20 protein-coding genes are annotated in these 21,063 nt (G+C 70.4%); 10 read left to right on the top strand and 10 right to left on the bottom strand.

Going from position 1 to position 21,063, the window contains the following annotated elements:
* Positions 1-4 precede the first annotated feature (4 nt).
* Both ABZX79_RS28555 and ABZX79_RS28550 read left to right on the top strand, forming a co-directional pair.
* Positions 5-1,024: an NADP-dependent oxidoreductase gene (locus ABZX79_RS28555; RefSeq protein ID WP_355263732.1), complete on the top strand. Its 1,020-nt coding sequence runs from the start codon at positions 5-7 to the stop codon at positions 1,022-1,024.
* Positions 1,025-1,091: 67 nt separating this feature from the next.
* Positions 1,092-1,520, top strand: a complete 429-nt coding sequence (locus ABZX79_RS28550; RefSeq protein ID WP_355263729.1) for an organic hydroperoxide resistance protein — start codon at positions 1,092-1,094, stop codon at positions 1,518-1,520.
* A 382-nt stretch (positions 1,521-1,902) separates the two neighbouring features.
* Here the strand turns inward: ABZX79_RS28550 and ABZX79_RS28545 are convergent, their stop codons facing one another.
* Both ABZX79_RS28545 and ABZX79_RS28540 read right to left on the bottom strand, forming a co-directional pair.
* A complete protein-coding gene (locus ABZX79_RS28545) occupies positions 1,903-3,081 on the bottom strand; it encodes a serine hydrolase domain-containing protein (protein WP_355263726.1) in 1,179 nt (392 codons plus the stop codon).
* A gap of 75 nt (positions 3,082-3,156) precedes the next feature.
* Positions 3,157-5,742 (bottom strand): M14 family zinc carboxypeptidase, encoded by a 2,586-nt coding sequence (locus ABZX79_RS28540; protein ID WP_355263723.1) that lies wholly within the window; start codon positions 5,740-5,742, stop codon positions 3,157-3,159.
* Between the two features lie 220 nt (positions 5,743-5,962).
* Between ABZX79_RS28540 and ABZX79_RS28535 the strand changes: the two genes are divergently transcribed.
* Together ABZX79_RS28535 and ABZX79_RS28530 are read left to right on the top strand one after the other, a co-directional pair.
* The gene (locus ABZX79_RS28535; protein ID WP_355263721.1) at positions 5,963-6,205 is read left to right on the top strand and encodes a hypothetical protein; all 243 of its coding nucleotides are present in this window, start codon (positions 5,963-5,965) and stop codon (positions 6,203-6,205) included.
* 92 nt (positions 6,206-6,297) lie between these two features.
* Positions 6,298-6,651 carry a DNA-binding protein gene (locus ABZX79_RS28530; protein WP_355263718.1) on the top strand — a complete coding sequence of 118 codons (354 nt, stop codon included), beginning with the start codon at positions 6,298-6,300 and terminating at the stop codon, positions 6,649-6,651.
* A gap of 10 nt (positions 6,652-6,661) precedes the next feature.
* Here ABZX79_RS28530 and ABZX79_RS28525 read toward each other — a convergent pair whose 3' ends face one another.
* Positions 6,662-7,435 carry an alpha/beta hydrolase gene (locus ABZX79_RS28525; protein ID WP_355263918.1) on the bottom strand — a complete coding sequence of 258 codons (774 nt, stop codon included), beginning with the start codon at positions 7,433-7,435 and terminating at the stop codon, positions 6,662-6,664.
* A 104-nt stretch (positions 7,436-7,539) separates the two neighbouring features.
* Here ABZX79_RS28525 and ABZX79_RS28520 point away from each other — a divergent pair, with 104 nt between their 5' ends.
* Positions 7,540-8,031: a GNAT family N-acetyltransferase gene (locus ABZX79_RS28520; RefSeq protein WP_355263715.1), complete on the top strand. Its 492-nt coding sequence runs from the start codon at positions 7,540-7,542 to the stop codon at positions 8,029-8,031.
* A gap of 13 nt (positions 8,032-8,044) precedes the next feature.
* Complete coding sequence (locus ABZX79_RS28515; RefSeq protein WP_355263712.1) at positions 8,045-8,836, top strand: EI24 domain-containing protein; 792 nt, start codon at positions 8,045-8,047, stop codon at positions 8,834-8,836.
* Here ABZX79_RS28515 and ABZX79_RS28510 read toward each other — a convergent pair.
* The gene (locus tag ABZX79_RS28510; protein WP_355263709.1) at positions 8,826-9,557 is read right to left on the bottom strand and encodes a carbon-nitrogen hydrolase family protein; all 732 of its coding nucleotides are present in this window, start codon (positions 9,555-9,557) and stop codon (positions 8,826-8,828) included. The two genes, ABZX79_RS28515 and ABZX79_RS28510, sit on opposite strands and share 11 nt — an antisense overlap.
* Before the next feature lie 58 nt (positions 9,558-9,615).
* Here ABZX79_RS28510 and ABZX79_RS28505 point away from each other — a divergent pair, with 58 nt between their 5' ends.
* Entirely contained in the window at positions 9,616-10,224 is a 609-nt protein-coding gene (locus ABZX79_RS28505) for a LysE family transporter (RefSeq protein WP_355263706.1), read from the top strand.
* A gap of 46 nt (positions 10,225-10,270) precedes the next feature.
* Here ABZX79_RS28505 and ABZX79_RS28500 read toward each other — a convergent pair whose 3' ends face one another.
* Positions 10,271-11,458 carry a pyroglutamyl peptidase gene (locus ABZX79_RS28500; protein ID WP_355263915.1) on the bottom strand — a complete coding sequence of 396 codons (1,188 nt, stop codon included), beginning with the start codon at positions 11,456-11,458 and terminating at the stop codon, positions 10,271-10,273.
* A 124-nt stretch (positions 11,459-11,582) separates the two neighbouring features.
* Positions 11,583-12,158 carry a TetR/AcrR family transcriptional regulator gene (locus ABZX79_RS28495; protein ID WP_355263703.1) on the bottom strand — a complete coding sequence of 192 codons (576 nt, stop codon included), beginning with the start codon at positions 12,156-12,158 and terminating at the stop codon, positions 11,583-11,585.
* Between the two features lie 189 nt (positions 12,159-12,347).
* Here ABZX79_RS28495 and ABZX79_RS28490 point away from each other — a divergent pair, with 189 nt between their 5' ends.
* Positions 12,348-14,786 (top strand): glycoside hydrolase family 3 C-terminal domain-containing protein, encoded by a 2,439-nt coding sequence (locus ABZX79_RS28490; protein WP_355263913.1) that lies wholly within the window; start codon positions 12,348-12,350, stop codon positions 14,784-14,786.
* Positions 14,787-14,916: 130 nt separating this feature from the next.
* Here the strand turns inward: ABZX79_RS28490 and ABZX79_RS28485 are convergent, their stop codons facing one another.
* Complete coding sequence (locus ABZX79_RS28485) at positions 14,917-15,867, bottom strand: aldose epimerase family protein (protein WP_355263700.1); 951 nt, start codon at positions 15,865-15,867, stop codon at positions 14,917-14,919.
* A 19-nt stretch (positions 15,868-15,886) separates the two neighbouring features.
* Entirely contained in the window at positions 15,887-16,813 is a 927-nt protein-coding gene (locus tag ABZX79_RS28480; protein WP_355263697.1) for an SGNH/GDSL hydrolase family protein, read from the bottom strand.
* A 305-nt stretch (positions 16,814-17,118) separates the two neighbouring features.
* Here ABZX79_RS28480 and ABZX79_RS28475 point away from each other — a divergent pair, with 305 nt between their 5' ends.
* Both ABZX79_RS28475 and ABZX79_RS28470 read left to right on the top strand, forming a co-directional pair.
* Positions 17,119-17,613, top strand: a complete 495-nt coding sequence (locus ABZX79_RS28475) for a DUF3145 domain-containing protein (protein WP_028811169.1) — start codon at positions 17,119-17,121, stop codon at positions 17,611-17,613.
* A 97-nt stretch (positions 17,614-17,710) separates the two neighbouring features.
* The gene (locus ABZX79_RS28470) at positions 17,711-19,195 is read left to right on the top strand and encodes a PQQ-binding-like beta-propeller repeat protein (RefSeq protein WP_355263694.1); all 1,485 of its coding nucleotides are present in this window, start codon (positions 17,711-17,713) and stop codon (positions 19,193-19,195) included.
* A 222-nt stretch (positions 19,196-19,417) separates the two neighbouring features.
* Here the strand turns inward: ABZX79_RS28470 and fabF are convergent, their stop codons facing one another.
* The gene (gene fabF / locus ABZX79_RS28465; RefSeq protein ID WP_355263691.1) at positions 19,418-20,680 is read right to left on the bottom strand and encodes a beta-ketoacyl-ACP synthase II; all 1,263 of its coding nucleotides are present in this window, start codon (positions 20,678-20,680) and stop codon (positions 19,418-19,420) included.
* Positions 20,681-20,758: 78 nt separating this feature from the next.
* Positions 20,759-21,007 carry an acyl carrier protein gene (locus ABZX79_RS28460; RefSeq protein ID WP_138894777.1) on the bottom strand — a complete coding sequence of 83 codons (249 nt, stop codon included), beginning with the start codon at positions 21,005-21,007 and terminating at the stop codon, positions 20,759-20,761.
* Positions 21,008-21,063: the final 56 nt, after the last annotated feature.

Below are 21,063 nucleotides of genomic sequence, written 5' to 3'. Positions count from 1 at the left end.
GCCCATGACCGCACTGCCCACGACCGGCCGCTCCTGGCACCTCGTCGCCCGCCCGCACGGCTGGCCCAAGCCCGAGGACTTCGCGCTGCGGGAGACCCCCGTGACGGAGCCGGCCGAGGGCCGCATCCTGGTCCGCAACCTCCACTTCTCGGTCGACCCCTATATGCGCGGCCGTATGAACGACGTGAAGTCGTACGTCCCGCCCTTCAAGCTGGACCAGCCGATGGACGGCGGCGCGGTCGGCGAGGTCATAGCCTCCGCCGACGAGCGTTTCGCCGTCGGTGACCACGTCCTGCACGGTCTCGGGTGGCGGGAGTACGCCGACGTACCCGCCAAGCACGCGACCAAGGTCGACGCCGCGCTCGCGCCGCTCTCGGCCTACCTGGGCGTCCTGGGCATGACGGGCCTCACCGCCTACGCGGGCCTCTTCGAGGTCGCCTCCTTCAAGGAGGGGGACGCCGTCTTCGTCTCCGGCGCCGCCGGTGCCGTAGGCAGCCAGGTCGGCCAGATGGCGAAGCTGCGGGGCGCCTCGCGCGTCATCGGCTCGGCGGGCTCCGACGAGAAGGTCAAGCACCTCGTCGAGGACCTCGGCTTCGACGCCGCCTTCAACTACAAGAACGGGCCGGTCGCGGAGCAACTGCGTGAGGCCGCGCCGGACGGCATCGACGTCTACTTCGACAACGTCGGCGGCGACCACCTCGAAGCGGCCATCGGCTCGCTGAACGTGCACGGCCGCGCCACCATCTGCGGCATGATCGCGCAGTACAACAACACGGAGTCCACGCCGGGTCCGCGCAACATGGCGCTGATCATCGGCAAGCGGCTGCGGCTCCAGGGCGTTCTGGTCGGCGACCACACCGCGCTCCAGCCGCAGTTCGTCGAGGATGTCTCCGGCTGGATCCGCTCCGGTGAGCTCAAGTACAGCGAGACGGTCGTCGAGGGCATCGGGAACGGCTACGACGCGTTCGTCGGTCTGCTCCGTGGCGACAACACCGGCAAGATGATCGTTTCGCTCACCCGATAAGCTCACCACCAGCCGTCGCGGTCGTGGGCGCGAGTCGCGGCGTACAAAGCAGGAGGAATGCCTCAGCATGACCATTCTCGACATAGACGTGAAGTACACCGCTGTCGCCACCGCCGAGAACGGCCGTGACGGCCGCGTCGCGACGGACGACGGCAAGCTGGACGTTGTCGTCAACCCGCCGAAGGAGATGGGCGGCAGTGGCGCCGGCACGAACCCGGAGCAGCTTTTCGCCGCCGGTTACAGCGCCTGCTTCCAGGGTGCGCTGGGTGTTGTCGCGCGCAAGGAGAAGGCGGACATCTCGGGCTCGACCGTGACCGCGAAGGTCGGGATCGGCTCGAACACGAACGGTGGCTTCGGCCTTGAGGTCGCGATCACCGCGACCATTCCGAACGTGGACGAGGCGACCGCGCGGGATCTGCTGGAGAAGGCGCACCAGGTGTGCCCGTACTCGAGCGCGACCCGCGGGAACATCAAGGTCGAGCTGGCCCTCGCCTGACGTCCGGGCGCATCGCGTCGCGTGACCTGAAAGGCCGCACCCCCGTACACGGGAGTGCGGCCTTTCGCCGTGCCCTGCGGGGCTTTTCTCGTACCCGCCCCTTCTCGTTGTGACATTTGCGGCTCCGCAGCGTGGGGGGCAAGCCCCAGCCCCCAGACCGCACAGACGCCCTACGGGCGTGTCCTCAAACGCCGGACGGGCTGGATTTGCCGGCGCGAGTCGGATTTGCCGCTCAGCGGCACATCCCCGCTCAGCGGCGCTATCCAGCCCCTCCGGCGTTTGAGGAGCGGGGTCTGGGGCGGAGCCCCTCACGCGGCGGAGCCGCAAAGTGTCACAGCGGGAAGGGGCGGGGTGGGGAAAAGTCCCGCAGGGGCAGCAACGCCTAGCCCGCGCTGCCTGCGGCGGCAGCCGCCGTCGCCGCCCGCAGGACCGCCGCCCCCAGCCGCACATTCTCCGGCGCCGGCCCGCCCGGGAACGCGAACCTGCGGCGCGCGTAGCCGTACGCCACACCGCTGCGCGGATCGGCGAACGCCTCGGACCCCGCCGCCCCCGCGTGCCCGAACGCCCCCGCGCCGAGGAAGGGATAGAGGTCGCCGTACGTCTCGAATCCGAGACCGAAGGGATGGCGCCGGCGCACCACCAGGTCGTAGCCGTCCGAATGGATCTGCCCGAACTCCGCGATCGTGTCCGGCTTCAGCAGCGCCGCCCGCCCGTCCACCTCACTGATGGCCGCCGCGTACATCTTCGCGAGCCCCGTCGCCGTAGCCACGCCGCCGAAAGAAGCCGGGCTCTTCGCGCGCGTCGGCCGACTGTTGACCAACGCCACCAGGTCGGTGGGCCGCTCCCCGCTGAGGTTGAACGCGATGCCGGTCACGCTCTGCGGCGACACCGCACCGGCGACCAGCTCCGCCTGCTGCTCCGGCGTCGGATCCATCGGCAGGATGTCCAGTACCCGCGGCTCCAGCTCCTCGGGCAGGCCGAGGTAGAAGTCCAGGTCGTACGGGGCGCGTACGCGCTCCTCGAAGACCTCCTGGATCGTCCGCCCGGTTGCCCGCCGCACCACCTCACCGGTCAGCGCGCCAATGCTCAGCGCGTGATAGCCGAAGGCCGTCCCCGGCCGCCAGTACGGCTTCTGCGCCGCCAGCCGCTCCGCTATGACGCGGTCGTCGGTCAGCTCCTCGTCCGAGAAACCGGTGTCCGCGCCGACGACCCCCGCCCGGTGGGCCAGCAGATCCCGCAGCGTCAGCGCGCCCTTGCCCTCGGCCGCGAACTCCGGCCAGTAGTGCGCCACTTCCCTGTCCAGGTCCAGTACGCCCTCCTGCACCAGTAGCGCCACGACAAGGTGCGCCGCGCCCTTGGTGGAGGAGAAGACGCTGGTCAGCGTGGTGCCGGTGATCTCGTCGCCACCCCACAGGTCCACCACCTGCCGGCCGCCCGCGAAGACGGCCAGCTGGGCGTCGGCGTGGCCCGGCCGCTCCTCGGCGAGTACGGCGGCGAATTCCTCCCGTACGCCCTCGAACCCCTCGGCGACCGTGCCCTGCACAGCGTTCTTCGTCGACATCGAATGCTCCCCCTTCACGTATGTGACAGAGGATCAAGCAACCGTTGCCGAGGGGTTATTCCGGGGACTCCGGGATCAGCGCGCCGAGTTGATCAAAGCCCGCCCGACCTGCGCGAAAGCGCCCTTCGGGTGCGCCCGGAACAGCGGCTCCGTACCGAACAGCACGACACCCGCGCCGCCCTTCGCCGACGTGCCGCTGACGACAGCCGCCTTGCCGGCCGCGTCCGCCGGGCCGCCGCTGCCGTCCGCCGCGGCCCTCCAGTGGCCGGACACCAGGGGATTGCCCGCGCCGTACGACTGGTCGACGCGCACGCCCGGACCCAGGTCGGTGAACCACATCGGTGAGTAGACGAAGGTGTGTTCCGGCGCGCCGCCCGTCACCGGACCGCCCGCGTTGACGACCCGGACGACGCCGTTCGCGTCCCCGTTGCCCTCGACCGGCTTTGCCGCCAGCAGCCCGGCTTCGGCGTTGAGCGCCGCCCCCGACGAGCCACGCCCGACCACGCCGCCACCCTCGGCGACGAACGCGTCGAACGCGCCGCGCGCGGCCGCGTCGAGCTTCCCGTACTCCAGCCCGGACGACACGAACAGCACGTCCGCCGCCGACCAGTCGAAGGAGCCCGCGTTGAGCGCGCCCGTCGAGACCGGCAGCACCTCGAAGCCCATCTCGCGCAGCGCGAACAGCTCGCCGGGTGTGACCGCCGCCGCGACCCGCGTGCGGTGCATCGGGGCCACGCCCTTGGCCTTGGTGGCGTGGAAAGCGACGCCGTACCGGCCGGCAAGAGCCGCCGCCTTCTTGCGGGCCGACGCGGGCACGAGCGCGCTGCCGTCGGCCGTACGCCGCACCTGGACACCGTTCCGCAGGAGGGAGTTGAGCGCTGCCAGCTCCTTGGGGTCGTCGAGCCGCAGCCGGAGGTCGCCGCGCGGAGCGACGTAACCGGTCGGCGACGCGGCATGGACCGTACGGCCGGGAACATCAACCCCACCCGCGGCCTTCTGCACCTTCTCGACGCTCGCGCCCCACAGCAGACCGAGGCTCCAGCCCGAGATGTCGTACATCGTCGAGACGTCCGCGCTGATGTCCCGGCCCTCGTACAGGATCACATTGGCCAGACCGCGCTTGGGCTGGCGCATGTCGACGACGTACGAACCGGCCTCGTACGACCGTCCGCCGAGCCGGAAGTCCCGGCGCGCGCGCTCGACGCGCACGTCATTGGCGACCAGGTGGTCGACGAGCCGGGCCGCTGCCGTCGCGGAGCGCTGGCCGCGCCCCGCCGGGACGACGTACGCCCGCGGGAAGTCCGTCGTGTAGACGTCCTCGGGGCCGATCCCGGGCACACCCGGAACCGTCTCCTGCGACACCGGCACCTGCGCGGCACCCACCGCCCCGCGCCGGAACGTCTCGATCTGGTCGGCCACGACCGAAGACCGCTTCTGGGCCGTGTAGTCGAGGGTCGCACGCATCGCGGCGCCCGCTATGTCCGTATTGATGGCGGCCCTGCGGCGCAGCTCAGCCACCGGCAGCGTGTCGTACGACCGGTTGTTGACCTGCATCGGGAACTCGATCGTGTGCGCCGCCACCGCGCCCTGGAACGGCATGTACTGCGGAGTGAAGATCGGCGGCCAGTCGTCCCAGCCCTCCTCCTGGTCGCGGAAGGGGATGACGGCGGGCTCGACGCCGTCCTTCGCCGCCGTATAGCCGAGGCCGTTGACGGCGGCCTCCATTCCCAGCGCGTTGGCATAGGAATTCTTGAGGAAGAGGTCGTACTCGTAATTCTCGCCGTGCGGCGGGGTCGTCGGCTCGATCAGCGTGCCGTTGACGTACCCGTGCAGGTCGATCATGACGGCCGGTTGTTTGTCGATGGCGATCTGCCGGATCGCGCGCGCCTCGGGCTGGGTGGCGGTGATGAAGTCGCGGTTGAGGTCGAAGCCGTTGGCGTTCGCGCGGGTGCCCGCGATCCGCCCGTCCGGATTGGCGGTCACATTGAGATAGATACGGGTCTTCGCCAGCAGATCGGCGGTCTTGTGGTCCTTCGCCTTCGCCAGATCCTCGATGAGTTCGAGGGCGGCGTCCGTGCCCTCCCACTCGTTGCCGTGGATGTTGTTGTTGATGAACACCGGTGCTTTGTATGAGGCCTTGATGCGCCGGTCCTTGGCGGCAGCGGCCGGCGAGTTCTCAATGAGCTCCCGCATCCGCTCCTGCTCACGGGCCTCGCGGTCGCTCTCCGGCGCGGTGAGCGTCACCAGATACAGCTGATGCCCGCCGGCGGACCGCCCGGCGACCTCGACGCTGACGCGATCGCTGCCGAGCTTCTGCAACTCGTTGAGCTTGGGGGCGATGGAGTGGTACGGCGTGAGGCCCAGCTTGAGGGACTTGTCGGCCGGATTCGGCGCGGGCGGGGTGAGGGTGGTGCGCCGCGGATACCCGCCGTCGTGGCGGAGTCCGGGCGTACGCGCGTCGAGCGCCTTGGCGGCGGCCCCCGCCGGGGTGCGCGCCGCCTGCCCCTGCCCGGCGGCGGCCCGCTCCCGGTGAACACCGTCCCCGTCACCGCCAGGAGGGCCGGGCTGGGCGGTGGCAGGGACGGGGAAGAGCAGGACTGCGGACGCCATGGCGGCGGTGGTGATGAGGAGAGGTCTCGGTATGCCTGTACCTGTGCCCATGCGTATCTCCGGTGCGGTGCGTCGGAAGCGATCAGAGATGATCGGTACGCAGGGTCTACCTGTTCAACTCGTGAACAACAAGGGGGTATTGAGGCAGGAGGGCCGGAGGGTCACGGATTTCGCTGGTGGTACGGCGATAGGCGGATCGCCGGGTCCTCAATGTCCGCTCGGGATGTGCCAGGACAGGAAATTTCCTACCGCCGGTGGTAGGTTTTAGAGCATGAGCAGTCACGTCACATCACGCGCGCCCGAGCGGGCAGCCAAGAGGTCCGTGTCGTTGGCGAACTCGCTGGTCAAGGAGGTAGAGGGGCGCATAGGGAAACGCGCATTCTCCTCCGTCGTCTCCGAGGCGCTGGAGCACTGGCTCGCCATGGACAAGCTCCGCGAGGTGGTCGCAGCTGATCGCCGCGAGTTTGGACAGGTCTCCGATGAGGCACGCCGTCAGGCGGAACAAGAGTGGTAAGTAAGCGCCTGAAGATCAAGGTCGGCGGCCACGGTGGCACGCTGTTTTTGGACGCTCAGGGCCTGTCTCCGCACGTTGACGGGGACGAGGGCATGCGTGCGCGGATCGAGGTCGCGGAGCAGAACGGCAGGCGGGTGGTCCTGTCGGCCGTGACTCCCCTCGAAGTCCGCCGGACAGGTAAGGTCGCTGACCGGCTGCAGTTTCTGCTCGCGCGGTTCGACGTGAAGCCGGTCGGCGATGACGTCGTAAAGGCCGCCGCGAAGCTCCTCGATGCCTCGGGGCTCGATGGTCACGAATGCCTTGTTGACGCGCTGGTCGTCGCGACAGCAGCCCTGTGCAGCCCGCCCGTCCTGCTCGTCACCTCAGACAGGTTTCACATCCCGGCCCTGTGCAAATCTGCCGAGCAGCTCCCCGGGGCCCCAGTGGTCAAGGTCATCACCGTCTGACTGCTATCCGCTATCCGTCCAGTGCGGTGGCGGTGGCGCGTACGAAAGCCTCCGGGTTGTCCAGCATGATGTTGTGCCCGCAGTCCGGGACCGCGACCACGGACACCCCGGCCTCCGCGAGCGCATCGGCGCCTGGAAGAGGGCCGTCCGCTTCGGGGAGCAGGTATGTGCGGGGAATCTTCAGGCCGAGCAGATGCTCACGCATGGTGGGGACAGAGCCGCGTACGAGATGAGTGGCACTGCGGTGCAGCGCTTCCCGCCCGGCCAGCCGCATGGTGGACCACCAGTGGTGCCCGGCCCGGTCGCGGAACTCTTCCCATCCGCCCGCCACGAATTCCTCCTCGGAGTACGAGGCGATTCCGCTGCTGCCACCGGAACTCGAACCCGGTGTCCGCGGTATCGGGTCGAGATTCGCGTCGATCAGAACGAGGCGGGAAACGAGATGCGGATGGCGCGCGGCCAGCACGATGGCCACCGAGCCGCCCATGCTGTGCGCGATCACCTCGGCGCCGCTCACACCGGCTGAGGCGAGGGCCGAGGCCAGTGCGTCGGCGTGCGCATCGAGGCTGTAGTCGAAGTCCGTCGGCCGGTCGCTGATGCCGTGCCCCAGCAGGTCGACCAGCAGAGACCGGTGACCGGCCAGCAGCGGGTGCACCGCGACCTCAGTGAAGTAGGCGGGCGAAGTGGCCCCCAGCCCATGCAGGTAGACGCGGGACGGCTCCCGGCCCGGCAGCTCGACCCAGCGGATCCGGTCACCATCGGCCGTCACGGTGGCGTTGCGCACGGCCAGCTCTCCTTCGTAAGTGCCTAAGTGCCTGCCGGTCTCGGCGAGAGTGACGAGCGTAGCCACGCCTTGTACCGTCCCCGTGCGCGCCCCAGACTCTGCCCATGAAGAACGTGAACCTGACACGGCTGCGGGACGATCACGCCGCCGCGCTTCTCACCTTCGAGCGGGAGAACCGCGCCTACTTCGCGCGGTCCGTGCCCGATCGCGGCGACGACTACTTCACCCACTTCGCGGCCCGGCACGCCGCCCTGCTCGCCGAGCAGGACACCGGCCTGTGTCATTTCCACCTGCTCCTGGACGAACAGGGCGCGGTCCTCGGCCGGGTCAACCTGGTCGACGTCATGGACGGGACCGCGGACCTCGGTTACCGCATCGCCGAACGCGCCACCGGCCGCGGCCTGGCCGTCGCCACCGTACGGGAAGTCCGAGCACGCGCCGCCACCGAATACGCCCTCACCGCCCTCACCGCCGCCACCACGACCGACAACCCCGCCTCCCACACGGTCCTGACCCGCAACGGCTTCGTCCCGGTCGGCGGCATCGACCTGGACGGCAGGCCGGGTACGCGGTATCAGCTCCGCCTCGGCCAGTAGATAGGCTGTTCGCATGCGTGATCTCGGGGTGGGCTTCGGCTATCTGATGAAGGGCCAGCGGTGGGTCGGCCGGCACGGCAAGTCCTACGGCTTCGGGCTGCTGCCCGGCCTGGTGACCTTCGTGCTGTACGTCGGTGCCCTCATCGGGCTCGTCTACGGCGCAGACGACTTCACCGCCTGGGCCACACCCTTCGCCGACGACTGGGGCTCGCCCTGGCTCGGCATCTTCCGGGGTGCGCTGACGGCCCTGCTCTTCGCCCTCGCACTGTTCCTCGCGGTGATCACCTTCACCGCCGTGACGCTGCTCGTCGGCCAGCCCTTCTACGAGGAGCTGTCCGAGCGCGTCGACCGCTCCGTCTCCCCTGACGGCACCGCCCCCGAGTCCGGCCTCCCGCTGATCCGGGAACTGTGGATCTCCGCCCGCGACAGCGTGCGCGTCCTCACCCGGGTGGTGCTGTACGGCGTTCTGCTCTTCGCCTGCGGTTTCATCCCCGTCGTCGGCCAGACCGTCGTCCCTGTGGTCGGCTTCTGCGTCTCCGGGTTCTTCCTCGCGGAGGAACTCACGGCGGTGGCCCTCCAGCGCCGCCGCGTCGAGCTGAAGCAGCGCCTCACCCTGCTGCGCGGGCGCCGCCTGCTCACCCTCGGGTTCGGCGTCCCGCTCACCCTCGCGTTCCTCGTGCCGCTGGTCGCCGTCTTCCTGATGCCGGGCGCGGTGGCCGGCGCGACGCTGATGACGCGTGACCTGCTGGAGGAGCCGTCGGCCGACGCGGACGACGTGGCAACGCTGCCGCCCCTTACGGCGTAGGTACGTCGGCCGGCACGAGGCCCGCCTCACCCGGCGCCGCCTCGGCCAGCGCCGTACCGTCAGGGCCCCACACCGCGCTCAGCCCGCAGCCGTCGTACGGTCCCGCCTCCCCCACGTGGTTGGCGAGGACGACGTACAGCCCGTGGTCCTTGGCCCGCACCGGGTAGGTGGCGAGGCGCTCCCGCTCACCGTTGCCCTTCCCGTACAGCGAACTCGCCAGGTATATACGGCATTTGTGGGCGGCCGCCCGTTCCGCGACTTCCGGGAAGTGGTTGTCGAAGCACGTCGCCAGCGCGAACCGCACACCGTCCAGCTCGAACCGCCCGTCGGTCGCGCCCGCGCTGAAGAGCTCGCGCTCGTTCTCGTACAAATGCTGCTTGTCGTAGCGGGTGAGCAGCGCGCCGTCCGGGCCGAAGACGAAGGACGCGATGGCGGGGCGGTCACCGCCGTCCGTGTCGGGCGCCGCACAGTTGACGACGGCCGCCGTGGCGGTCTCGCGGCAGGCGGCGCGGACCGGTGCGAGGCGCGGGTCGTCGGGTGTGACGAGCAGCGACGGGTCCTGGGTGAGCAGTTCGAGCTCGTACCCGGTCAGGGCTAGTTCAGCGAAGACGGTGACGCGGACTCCACGCCGCGCGGCCTCCCTCACATACGCCGCCATCCGGAGCGCGTTCGCTTCGACGGAACCGGGTTCGGACGTGAACTGTGCCGCTGCGACCAACATGCGGACCATTATCCAAATCGGGCTTGATCGGCCGACGCCGGGCGGCAAGCATCACCCCATGACAGAAGTGATAGCCGTAGCCGTCATCACCCTCCTCGCGGTCATCAGCCCGGGCGCCGACTTCGCGATGGTCGTCCGCAACAGCTGCCTCTACGGGCGTACGACCGGCCTGTTCGCGGCAGCCGGAGTCGCCGCCGGAGTCCTCGTCCACGTTACGTACACGATGCTCGGCGTCGGACTGCTGATCGCCTCGTCGACCGAGCTGTTCACCGCGATCAAGCTGGCGGGCGCGGCGTATCTCGTCTACATCGGCGTACGGACCTTCACCGCCCGCTCCGACCTCACCGTCGACCTGGACTCGAAGCCGGAACTCGGCCCGCTCGGCGCGCTGCGCTCCGGCTTCCTCACCAACGTCCTCAACCCGAAGACCACCCTCTTCGTCGTCTCCACCTTCACCCAGGTGGTCGGCCCCGAGACCCCGGTGTGGCAGCAGGCGGGCTATGGCCTGTTCATGTCGGCCGCGCACTTCGGGTGGTTCGGCGCGATCGCGCTCTTCTTCTCCGACTCCCGGCTGCGGACGGCCATGCTGCGCCGCCAGAAGGCCCTCAACCGTGCCATCGGCTCGGTACTGGTCGGCCTGGGAGTCACCCTCGGCTTCGCTCGCTGAGCCGACGCCGGAGGGGCTCCTATGGAGCCTCTCCGGCGCATGAGCTCTACCGTGCGCCCGCCGCCACTGCGACGATCGCCCGCACCTGCGCGACGATGTCCAGCCGGTTGCGTACGAAGTCGGGGTCCGTCACCTCGGTGGTGTTGCCCGCGCCGAACTGGAGCACCGGCGTGTGCACATGGCCGCCGGGGAGGTCGGCCGGCTCCAGGCGGTCGCGCAGCAGCGTCGCGCGGTACGCGATCTCGTTGGAGAGGTAGTCGCCGCCGCCGCCCGCGCGGGCGGTCGAGCCCGCGGTCGGGCCTTCCGGCCGGACCACGGGAGCCGTCGCGCCCGCCGGGATCTCGGTCACCGACGTGTTGTCGTACACCGGGAAGCGGCCGGTGTCCGCGGCCACGATCTCCTGGTACGGAAGCGTCGTCGCCGTCCACTGCGGCTGCGAGGCCGGGTCGCTCACCGGAACGGTTTCCTTGCGCGAGACGTTCTCATTGTCCGGGAAGCCCCCGCGCCACGCCCCGTTGAAGCGCTCGACGTCGATCCGCCCGACCCTGCCCTGGCTCACGGTGGTGAAGAGGTCGAGGTGCGGCAGGTGCGGGCGCAGGGTGCGCTCGACCGTGCCGTCGGCGAAGTCCTGCCACCGGACGGGGAAGACGGCCGTCTCGATCCGCGCGGGGCCGTCGGCCGTACGTACGACCGTGCCGTCCAGCGCGAGCGCCGTCGCGCCCGACGGGTTGCTGATCCGCACGTCCCGGTCCAGCGTGAACGGGTCGAAGCCGGTGACGAGCACCCGCTTCATCCCCTTGCCCGCAGGGAAGCGGATCGCGTCCTGGCCGCGCGACGACCGCTCCAGCCGGTCGAGCAGTTTCACCCGCGCCGCCTCGCCGATCCCGGACGGCCCCTGCCACTGCCGGAGTTCGAGCGTCATGCCCAACCGCGCCCAGTACAGCGGCCGGTCGTCGTCCCGGCTCAAGTCGCCGCCCGCCGGACCCCGGCCCTGCGCCCGGTCCACGGCCCGCTGCCACAGCCGCGATCCGTGCCGTACGACGACCCGCTCGGCAGCGGCGTACGTCCGCGCCTCGCCCAGGGTCCGGGCGAAATCCGCCGCCACGGTGTCGAATCCGCTGCGCCGCAGGATCTCCTGCGGGGCGGCCCGCTCCAGCCGCTGCTCCTCGACGGTCGCCGGAGCAACGGTCGCCGGAGCTGTCTCCTTCGGCTCCGCTGCCGCCGCTGCGGGCAGTACCCCGAGAAGCGGCGCGAGGGTGATGAGGGAGAGAGCAAGTGACGTGTGGCGGGGGCGTATCAGGGGCACGGTGATCCTTCCGTCGGGTGGCGGAAGTATCCCGGTACGCCCGTGACTTGCGCTACGGGGCGGGCGAGCGTTGCAGTAGGGAGAGGAAGTCACGGAAGGCGGCCGGCATGTCCACCGACGAGGGGTCGAGCAGCCACTGGTACTGGAGCCCGTCCATGACCGCCACCAGGAGCGGCGCCGCCTGCTCCGGCGTGAGTCCGCCGGGCAGCACATCGCCGTACTCGGCGCGCAGGGCGGCGGCCATGCCGCCGCGGACCTGGGTGTAGCGGTGGGTGAAGAACTCCCGCGCCGGATGGTCCTCGGTCACGCTCTCGCCGAGCAGCGCGGAGAAGGTCTGCACGATGCCGGGGCGCATCGCGTTGTACTCCACGAGCGAGTCGAGGAGATCCAGCCGCCACGCCCCGGCGCTGCGCCCCGAGCCGCCGGTGTCCCACTGGTCGCGCTCTTCGAGCACGGCGACGAGCAGGTCGTCTTTCGTGGGGAAGTAGTGGAGAAGCCCCTGCTGGGTCAGGCCGACGCGCTCGGCGACCGCGCTCAGCGACGCCCCCCGGTAGCCGCGTTCGGCGATCACTTCGAGGGCCGCGCGGAGAATCTCCGCCCGCCGCTCCTCGCTCCTGGCCCTGGCCATCGTCCTGGTCCCTTCCCCTGGTGCTTGCTGGCAGGACGGTACGCCATCCCGTCACATCACGAAAGAATAACAAACCCTACCGTTCTACAGGTGAACCGGTGACGATGGAGACAGCCAGACATCCCAGCAGGACTTCAACGAGGAGGTACGTCCGTGGCAGCCGAACCCACCACCCAGGACACCGACCGGATGCGCGAAGAGGCCGTCGAAGCGGCCCTCGGCAAACTCGATCTCGACGCCAAGGCGAAGCTGCTCGGCGGCCAGGACATGTGGTCGCTCCCCGCTCTCCCCGAGATCGGCCTGCGGTCCCTCGTCATGTCCGACGGCCCGGTCGGCGTGCGCGGCGTCCGCTGGACCGCCGACGACCCGTCGATCGCACTGCCGTCGCCGACCGCGCTCGCCGCGACCTGGGACCCGGAGCTCGCCCGCCGCGCCGGCCGCCTCCTCGCCCAGGAGGCCCGCCGCAAGGACGTGCACGTCCTCCTCGCCCCGACCGTGAACCTGCACCGCTCGCCGCTCGGCGGCCGGCACTTCGAGTGCTACTCCGAGGACCCGTACCTGACCGGCGAGATCGGCTCCGGTTACGTGAACGGCGTCCAGGACGGCGGCGTCGGCACCACCGTCAAGCACTTCGTCGCCAACGACGCCGAGACCGACCGCTTCACCGTCGACAACATCATCACCTCGCGCCCGCTGCGCGAGCTGTACCTGGCGCCCTTCGAAGCCATCGTCAAGAACGCCCACCCCTGGGGCATCATGGCCGCGTACAACCAGGTCAACGGCGTGACGATGACCGAGCACCGCTACCTCCAGAACGAGGTGCTGCGCGGCGAGTGGGGGTTCGACGGCTACATCGTCTCCGACTGGATGGCCGCCCGATCCACCACCGGTGACATCGAAGGCGGCCTCGACGTCGCCATGCCGGGCCCCACCACCGTCTACGGCGACGCGCTCGCCGGCGCGGTCCGCGCGGGCAAGGTCGACGAGGCCGTGGTCGACGACGCCGTACGCAACGTCCTGCGGCTCGCGGCCCGCGTCGGCATCCTGGAAGGCGCCCCGCCCGTCGTCACCGAACTGCCGGAGACGGTCGACGGCCAGGCGCTGGCGCGCGAGGTGGCCCGCCGCGCCTTCGTCCTCGTACGCAACGAAGTACGCAACGAGAACCGCGTCCTCCCCATCGACCCCGCGCAGACCCGCAAGCTCGCCCTCATCGGCGCGGCGGCCCGCGACGCGCGCGTACTCGGCGGCGGGTCCGCCACCGTCTTCCCCGAGCGCGTCGTCGCGCCTCTCGACGGCCTCGCCGCCGCACTGCCGGACGCCACGCTGACGTACGCTGTCGGGGCCTACCCCAGCGACGAACTGAGCCCCGCCGACAAGGGCTTCGCCCTCCACGCCGTCTGCCGCGACGCCGCCGGCGCCGTCATCGGCCGCCGCTCGCTCCCTGGCGGCCAGGTGCAGTGGATCGGCGACGACCTGCCCGACGGCGTCACCTACGGGAAGCTCCACAGCGTCGAGGTCAAGGGCACCTTCACCCCGCGCGAAAGCGGCGAGCACGCCTTCGGCACGCGCGGCCTGGGCGCCTTCACCCTGACCGTCGCCGGCGAAGTCCTCTACGAGGGCGTCCAGGCGATGTCCGACGCGTCCGACCCCTTCGAGGCGTTCTTCGGCGCCCCGGCCGAGCGCGGCCGCGTCCACCTCACCGCGGGCGAGCCGGTCGAGGTCTCCCTCGTCCACCCCGTCGGCGCGACGGACGACGCGCCGCTGCCGGCGGTCATGTTCTCGTTCCTGCACGGCGCACCGCAGCGCGACGCCGACGCACTGATCGCCGAGGCCGTCGAAGCGGCCCGGGACGCCGACACGGCGGTCGTCGTGGTCGCCACGACGGAAAGCGTCGAGTCCGAGGGCTTCGACCGTACGGACCTGAGCCTCCCGGGCCGCCAGGACGATCTGGTGCGCGCGGTGGCCGCCGCCAATCCGAACACCGTGGTGATCGTCAACTCCGGTTCACCGGTGGAGATGCCATGGCGGGAGGACGTGGCCGCGGTGCTGCTCAGCTGGTTCCCGGGGCAGGAGGGCGGCGCGGCGCTCGCCGACGTGCTGCTCGGCGTGGCCGAACCGGGCGGGCGGCTGCCGACGACCTGGCCGGTGGCCCTGGCTGACGTTCCGGTTTCGGAGGTCGTGCCGACGGACGGCGAACTGCACTACCGGGAAGGGCTGTTCGTCGGCTACCGCGCCTGGGACAAGGCGGGCGTCGCGCCGGCGTACGCGTTCGGTCACGGCCTCGGCTACACCACCTGGGAGTACGAGTCCCTGGAGGTGACCCCGGCGACGGCCAAGGTGCGCGTACGCAATACCGGTTCACGCGCCGGCCGCGAGGTGGTCCAGGTCTACCTGGCCCCGCTGGCGGACTGTGTGGAGCGGCCGGTGCGGTGGCTGGCGGGGTTCGCGTGCGTTGAGGCGGGGGCGGGGGAGTGGGCGGAGGCTGAGATCGCGCTGTCGGCCCGGGCGTTCGAGATCTGGGACGAGCGGTCCAACTCCTGGTCGTTCGTGCCGGGTGCGTACGAGGTCCGCACGGGCCGTTCGATCGCCGACACCCGCCTGACGGCGACCCTGGACCTCCAGGGCTGAGCCCCTGCCGGTACCCCGGGACACCCTTCGGGCGTGTCCTCAAACGCCGGACGGGCTGGATTTTCCAGCCCCTCCGGCGCTTGAGGAGCGGGGTCTGGGGCGGAGCCCCAGTTCGGGAGCCCCCCGCCCCCTACCCCCGCACCTCGAACCCGTACACCGTCGCCGAAGCGAACACCTCGCCCGGTCGCAGTACCACCCGGGGAAACTCCGGCCGGTTCGGGGAATCGGGGAAGTGCTGGGTCTCCAGCGCCACCCCGTCGAACCCGTCCGGCGTATACACCTGCACCCCCGGTTCCGTCGTAGCGACCGTCACCACCCGCCCCGACCCCGGGTCGTACAGCTCGCCCACCACCTCGGCCTCGCCCGTAACACCCTTGTCCAGCACAAAGTTGTGGTCGAGCCCGCCACCCAGCACCCGCGCCTCCCGGAAGTCGAACCGCGACCCCGCCACCGCCCGGATCTCCCCGGTCGGTATCCCGCCACCGTCCACCGGCGTCACCGCCCCCGCCGCGAGTCGCAGCTCGTACGGGCCGCCACCCCCGAGACTCCAGTACGTGTGATTCGTCAGATTCACCACGGTCGGAGCGTCCGTCACCGCCCGGTACGCGATCCGCAGCGCCCCGCCCTCCTCCAGCGTGTACGTCGCCGAGACCTCGACGCGCCCGGGAAAGCCCTCCTCGCCGTCGGGGCTGACCCGCGAGAGCCGCACCCCGTGCGAGGACACCGCCTCCGCGCCCCACACCCGCTTGTCGAAGCCGCGCTCGCCGCCGTGCAGGCTGTTCGGGCCACCGTTGCGCGCCAGGGCGTACGTCCGCCCGTCCAGCCTGAAGGCCCCGCCCGCGATCCGGTTCGCGTACCGCCCGACCAGCGCCCCGAAGTACGGCCCGGGACACTCCAGATAGCCCGCGAGCTGATCGAAGCCGACCGCGACCCCGCCCATACGCCCGTCCCGGTCCGGCACCTCCACCGACTGGACGATCCCGCCGTACGTCAGAACGCGCACCACCACCCCGTCCCGTTCCAGGACCCAGCGGTGGACGGGCGTGCCGTCGTCGAGTGTGCCGAAGAGTTCCGCAGTCATGATCGGAAAGCCTAAGCGACTACGCCGGAGGCTCCTTGGCCGTGATGTTGCGGTACGCGATCTCCGCCAGCCGCTGCTGCCCGTTCTTGCTCGGGTGGAACCAGTCCCAGTGGCTCAACTGGTCGCCGGAGAACCGGTATTCGAAGACCGCTCCGCCGTCGTACCGGCAGCGCGCGTCCCGCCCGCACACATCCCTCAGCACCTTGTTGTACGCGACGACCCGCTCCTGCACCGACTCGCGCCGCGTCACCGCCGCCGCGTCCATCGCGTCCGGGGAGCCCAGCATCGACTGGCAGATCCCCAGCTTCCAGATCTGCTTGCCCAGCGCGTTCCCGCGCCCCTCGGACCAGAGCCGTTTCAGATCCGGCACGCTCGACACGTACAGCTGCGACGTGGGCAGCTCGCTGCGCAGCTTCTTCACCGATGTCTCGAAATACGTCCGGAAATCAGCCACCGATGTCATGTGCGACACGTCGTCGCGGCAGGCGTCGTTCGCCCCCACCATGACCGTCACCAGCTCCGGCCTGTCCGCGACCGCCCGCGTCATCTGCTCCGGCAGCTCGGCGATCCGCGCCCCCGACTTGGCATGGTTCCAGGTACGCGCGGTCGCGCCCGCCTCGCCGAGCAGCCGCCACGCCACGCTGCGCACCGTGGCGTCCGTACCCGTCGCCCACGACACCTCGGGGCAGTCCGCGAGTGCCGTGCACGCGTCAAAACCGCGCGTGATGGAGTCGCCGACAGCCGCGATGGACGCCGGGCTGCGGTCCCAGATGAACGTGGGCTTCGGGGAGGGCCGGCGCGCCGCCGACGAGGCGCCCCCGTCCGCGTCGTCCGCCGAGTCGCACCCGGCGACCGCGCCCAGGAGGACGAACAGCGCCGCCGTCACGGTGGCGACGGCGGCGCGAGAGCGGCGCTCGCGGCGGCATGGTCGGCGGCGTACCCGCATCCGGTGGTCCCCTCCATCGCGTCGTACTGGCGTCCTGGCGAGTGAAAGCTTCGTGTTTCCGGCCCCCCGGACCGACAGTACGTCACCCGCCGGACGCCGCCGCACGGTAGTTTTTCCCCGTCGAACCAGCAGCCCTCACCCATCCGGGCATCCGGTAAATTACATCACGTCACATACTGTCCCTTTTCAGGAGATTAACTCCCGATGCTGTTTACTGTTGACAACCTCGGGAGCCGACCGGGAAGAGGCGGTACGGGCGCGAGGCCGCTGGGGAAGGCGAACCTCGTCCCACACTGGAGGTCCCGGTGACGACACGTGGAGTTCTGTACGTTCACTCCGCACCGCGCGCGCTGTGCCCGCACGTCGAATGGGCAGTAGCGGGCGTACTCGGTGTGCGGGTCAATCTCGACTGGATCAGACAGCCGGCCTCGCCCGGCACGTGGAGAGCCGAGTTCTCCTGGCAGGCCCAGCCGGGCACCGCCTCCAAACTCGCCTCCGCCCTGCGCGGCTGGCATCTGCTGCGCTTCGAAGTGACGGCCGAGCCCTGCCCCACGGCCGAGGGTGAGCGCTACAGCTCCACCCCCGGCCTCGGCATCTTCCACGCCGTCACCGGAATGCACGGCGACATCCTGATCCCCGAGGACCGGCTGCGCGCCGCTCTCGCGCGCTCGGTGGGCGGCGAGACCGACCTGGAGGCCGAGGTCGCCAAGCTCCTCGGCAAGCCGTGGGACGACGAGCTCGAACCCTTCAGGTACGCGGGCGAGGGCGCCCCGGTCCGCTGGCTCCACCAGGTCGTCTGACGCCTCCGGCCGCCCCCGCGCACCGCGCGGATCCGGCGCCGGATACATTCCGCCCCACAGTGCACAGACAGTGCACCACCACCTGTGGGGGTCGGTTGTGCGTATACGACCGGCGGCCGGAGTCGCCGCCGTCCTGTTGTCATCGGTCGTGGTCTGCTGGGCCGTTCTCTTCCATGGGCTGGGATGGACCGCCCTGTACCGGGAGAGCGGCGGTTCGTGCAGCGGGGACGACTGTCCGGACGGCCTGCCCACCGTGCTCCTCCTGGCGTTCGCGTTCTCCTTCGCCGGTGCCCTCCTTCTCGGCAAGGCGCTCGAGAAGGCGGCGCTGGGCCGCGGGGTCGCTGCCGCCGTCGTGGTGATTGGGGTGCTGGCCGGGCTGTTGCCCGGCTTGTTCGGCTATCAGTGGATACGTGGCGAACAGGTGAAAATCGACTCGCCGGTGAAGGCCGCCGAACCGCTGGAGATAGCCTGGCAGGCGCCGTCGGACCGCCCCGCCACCGTCAAGGGTTTGCGCGGCTGGTCCGTCGGCGACAGCGTCGTCAGGGTCCGTACCGACGGCCTCTCCGCCTACGCCGTGAAAGACGGCAAGGAGCGGTGGAACGTTGCCGCGCCGGTCCGCGAGTCCGTGTGCGCCCGCAGCGCCCACCCGTCCAAGGGCATCGGCCTGGTCGCCTACGGGCGCCACCTCAAGCCCTGCGCGACCCTCGCCGCGGTCCGGCTCGACGACGGCACCACGCTGTGGAAGCAGTCACTCAAGGGTGAAGGCATCGGCAAGGGCATCGCGCTCGGCGGCGGTACGGCCGTCGCCCTGGAGGACGGCGTGGTACGCGCACGATCGGTCGAGTCCGGCGCCGAACAGTGGAAGCGGCCGGTGCCGGAGCGCTGCCAGGCACTGGCGGTGGGCGCGACCGCGGCTCGTACCCTAGTCGTCGAAGAATGCATGCCTGCGAAGACCGATGGCGTCTTCACCTCACGGCTCCTCGCCCTCGACACCGCCGGCGGAAAAGAGCAGTGGGCCACGAAGCTGCCGGTGGAGAGCGCGGGCACGTCGTCCGTGTACTCCGTCGAACCGGCTGTGGTCGGCTTCCAGGAGACCGACGAACGCGGCACCCGCGCGGTGCTCACCTTCGACGAGCGGGGCACCGTACGCACGGCCCTGCCGTTCTCCGGCCGGCTGGGTGACCTCGACGTCAGGCGGTCCGACGCCGACCTGATGACCGAAGGCCCCTTCGTGGCGGGCGACACGCTGGTCGCCGCCGTGCAGAAGCCGGGCGACACTCTGCCCCAGTACGTCGCCGGTTACTCGATCACGGACGGCAGGGAGCTGTGGCGTACCGGCGAACTCGGCGTCATCGGCGCACTCACCCTCCGGCCCGACGGCCGGGTGGCGGTGCTGACCTCCGGATGGCCCCGCTCGGACATCGTCGTGCTCGACCCCGCGGCGAAGGGGGCCATGCGCAAGACGTCGCTGGGCAAGGAGGCGCCGGTCTCCATCGACGCCGAAATGCTCGCGGTGCGCGACGGCTATGTCGTCATCAACCGGTACACCGACGGCGAACCGCCCGTCTTCGCCCTGCGCTGACCCGGCGTGAGGAACGACGAAGGCCATGCCGGGAGAGCTTGGAGCTTCCCGGCATGGCCTTGTCGCTGTGTGCGGCCGCGGATCAGGTCGCGGATCAGACCGAACGGAAGGCGAGGACCAGGTTGTGGCCGCCGAAGCCGGACGAGTTGAGTCCTCTTTCGTGCGGCCCTCGCACTGCCCGGCCCTGGGGGGCCGGTCAGGCTTCGGGTCGCTGCGCCGGACTCAGACCGTGCGGAAGGCCAGGACCACGTTGTGGCCGCCGAAGCCGAACGAGTTGTTGATCGCGGCGATCGTGCCCTCGGGCAGTGCCCTCGGCTCGTCCCGCACGATGTCTGCGTCGACATCGGCGTCCAGGTCGTCGATGTTGATGGTCGGCGGAGCCGTCCGGTGGTACAGCGCCAGCACCGTCGCGACGGTCTCGATGCCGCCGGCGCCACCGAGCAGGTGACCGGTCATCGACTTCGTCGCGGAGACCGCCACGTGGTCGAGGTCGTCACCGAGGACCTTGCGCAGCGCCTTGATCTCGGCGATGTCGCCCTGCGGGGTCGAGGTGGCGTGCGCGTTGAGGTGCACGATCTCGGCCGGCTTGAGACCGGTGTCGTCGAGCAGGTTCTGCATGGCGACGGCGATGCCGCGACCGGTCGGCTCGGGCTGCGCGATGTGGTGGGCGTCCGCGGACAGACCCTGGCCCACGACCTCGCAGTACACCCGCGCACCGCGTGCGGCGGCGTGCTCGGCCGACTCCAGGATGACGACGCCCGCGCCCTCGCCGAGGACGAAGCCGTCGCGGCCCGTGTCGTACGGACGCGAGGCCTTCTCGGGCTCTTCGTTGCTCTTGGACATCGCCATCATGTTGGCGAACGCCGCGATCGGCAGCGGGTGGATCGCCGCTTCCGTGCCACCGGCGACGACCACGTCGGCGCGGCCGGTGAGGATCATCTGGACGGCGTAACCGATGGCTTCGGCGCCCGACGCGCACGCGGAGACCGGAGTGTGCACGCCCGCCTGGGCGTTGACCTCCAGGCCGACGTTGGCGGAGGGGCCGTTCGGCATGAGCATGGGCACGGTGTGCGGGGAGACGCGGCGTACGCCCTTCTCCTTCAGCACGTCGTACTGGTCGAGCAGAGTGGTCACGCCACCGATGCCAGAGGCGATGACCGCGCCGAGGCGGTTGGGCTGGATCTTCTCGTCCTCGCCCGCCTTGTCGGTGTAACCCGCGTCGGCCCACGCCTCACGGGCCGCGATCAGCGCGAACTGCGCCGAGCGGTCCAGCTTGCGGGCCAGCGGACGGGGCAGTACGTCGCCCGGGTCGACGGCCGCGAGGGCCGCGATACGGACAGGGAGTTCGGCGAAGCGCTCGCCCTCCAGGGGCTTGACGCCGGAACGTCCGGCCAGCAGGCCTTCCCAGGTCGATGCGGCGTCGCCACCCAGCGGTGTTGTTGCGCCGATACCGGTGACGACCACGGTGCGATTGGTCGGGCTCACAGGAATTCTTTCTCCACGTGTAGAGGGTGCTGAATTTTCACGGCGCCACCGCCGGGCGGCGACACAGGATCGGCCGGATCAGGCCTGGTGCTTGAGGATGTAGTCGGCAGCGTCGCCGACCGTCTTGAGGTTCTTGACGTCCTCGTCGGGGATCTTGACGTCGAAGCGCTCTTCGGCGGCGACGACGACCTCGACCATGGACAGCGAGTCGACGTCCAGGTCGTCGGTGAAGGACTTGTCCAGCTGGACGTCCTCGGTGGGGATGCCGGCGATCTCGTTGACGATGTCGGCGAGACCGGTGACGATCTCTTCCTGAGTGGCGGCCATTGTGGCGCTCCTTCGGTGTTGAGCAGAGGGAATTGGGTAAAGCGGCAGGCCCGGAA

The sequence above is a fragment of the Streptomyces sp. NPDC002994 genome (assembly GCF_040611155.1).
GTDB lineage: Bacteria > Actinomycetota > Actinomycetes > Streptomycetales > Streptomycetaceae > Streptomyces.
This window is presented reverse-complemented; position numbering and strand designations above follow the sequence as displayed.

What these genes read in the sequence shown, in the direction of transcription:
- ABZX79_RS28555 (WP_355263732.1), top strand. Translation starts at nt 5, where the DNA reads ATGACCGCACTGCCCACGACCGGCCGCTCCTGGCACCTCGTCGCCCGC.
- ABZX79_RS28550 (WP_355263729.1), top strand. Translation starts at nt 1,092, where the DNA reads ATGACCATTCTCGACATAGACGTGAAGTACACCGCTGTCGCCACCGCC.
- ABZX79_RS28545 (WP_355263726.1), bottom strand. Translation starts at nt 3,081, where the DNA reads ATGTCGACGAAGAACGCTGTGCAGGGCACGGTCGCCGAGGGGTTCGAG.
- ABZX79_RS28540 (WP_355263723.1), bottom strand. Translation starts at nt 5,742, where the DNA reads ATGGGCACAGGTACAGGCATACCGAGACCTCTCCTCATCACCACCGCC.
- ABZX79_RS28535 (WP_355263721.1), top strand. Translation starts at nt 5,963, where the DNA reads ATGAGCAGTCACGTCACATCACGCGCGCCCGAGCGGGCAGCCAAGAGG.
- ABZX79_RS28530 (WP_355263718.1), top strand. Translation starts at nt 6,298, where the DNA reads ATGCGTGCGCGGATCGAGGTCGCGGAGCAGAACGGCAGGCGGGTGGTC.
- ABZX79_RS28520 (WP_355263715.1), top strand. Translation starts at nt 7,540, where the DNA reads ATGAAGAACGTGAACCTGACACGGCTGCGGGACGATCACGCCGCCGCG.
- ABZX79_RS28515 (WP_355263712.1), top strand. Translation starts at nt 8,045, where the DNA reads ATGCGTGATCTCGGGGTGGGCTTCGGCTATCTGATGAAGGGCCAGCGG.
- ABZX79_RS28510 (WP_355263709.1), bottom strand. Translation starts at nt 9,557, where the DNA reads ATGTTGGTCGCAGCGGCACAGTTCACGTCCGAACCCGGTTCCGTCGAA.
- ABZX79_RS28505 (WP_355263706.1), top strand. Translation starts at nt 9,616, where the DNA reads ATGACAGAAGTGATAGCCGTAGCCGTCATCACCCTCCTCGCGGTCATC.
- ABZX79_RS28495 (WP_355263703.1), bottom strand. Translation starts at nt 12,158, where the DNA reads ATGGCCAGGGCCAGGAGCGAGGAGCGGCGGGCGGAGATTCTCCGCGCG.
- ABZX79_RS28490 (WP_355263913.1), top strand. Translation starts at nt 12,348, where the DNA reads ATGCGCGAAGAGGCCGTCGAAGCGGCCCTCGGCAAACTCGATCTCGAC.
- ABZX79_RS28485 (WP_355263700.1), bottom strand. Translation starts at nt 15,867, where the DNA reads ATGACTGCGGAACTCTTCGGCACACTCGACGACGGCACGCCCGTCCAC.
- ABZX79_RS28480 (WP_355263697.1), bottom strand. Translation starts at nt 16,813, where the DNA reads ATGCGGGTACGCCGCCGACCATGCCGCCGCGAGCGCCGCTCTCGCGCC.
- ABZX79_RS28460 (WP_138894777.1), bottom strand. Translation starts at nt 21,007, where the DNA reads ATGGCCGCCACTCAGGAAGAGATCGTCACCGGTCTCGCCGACATCGTC.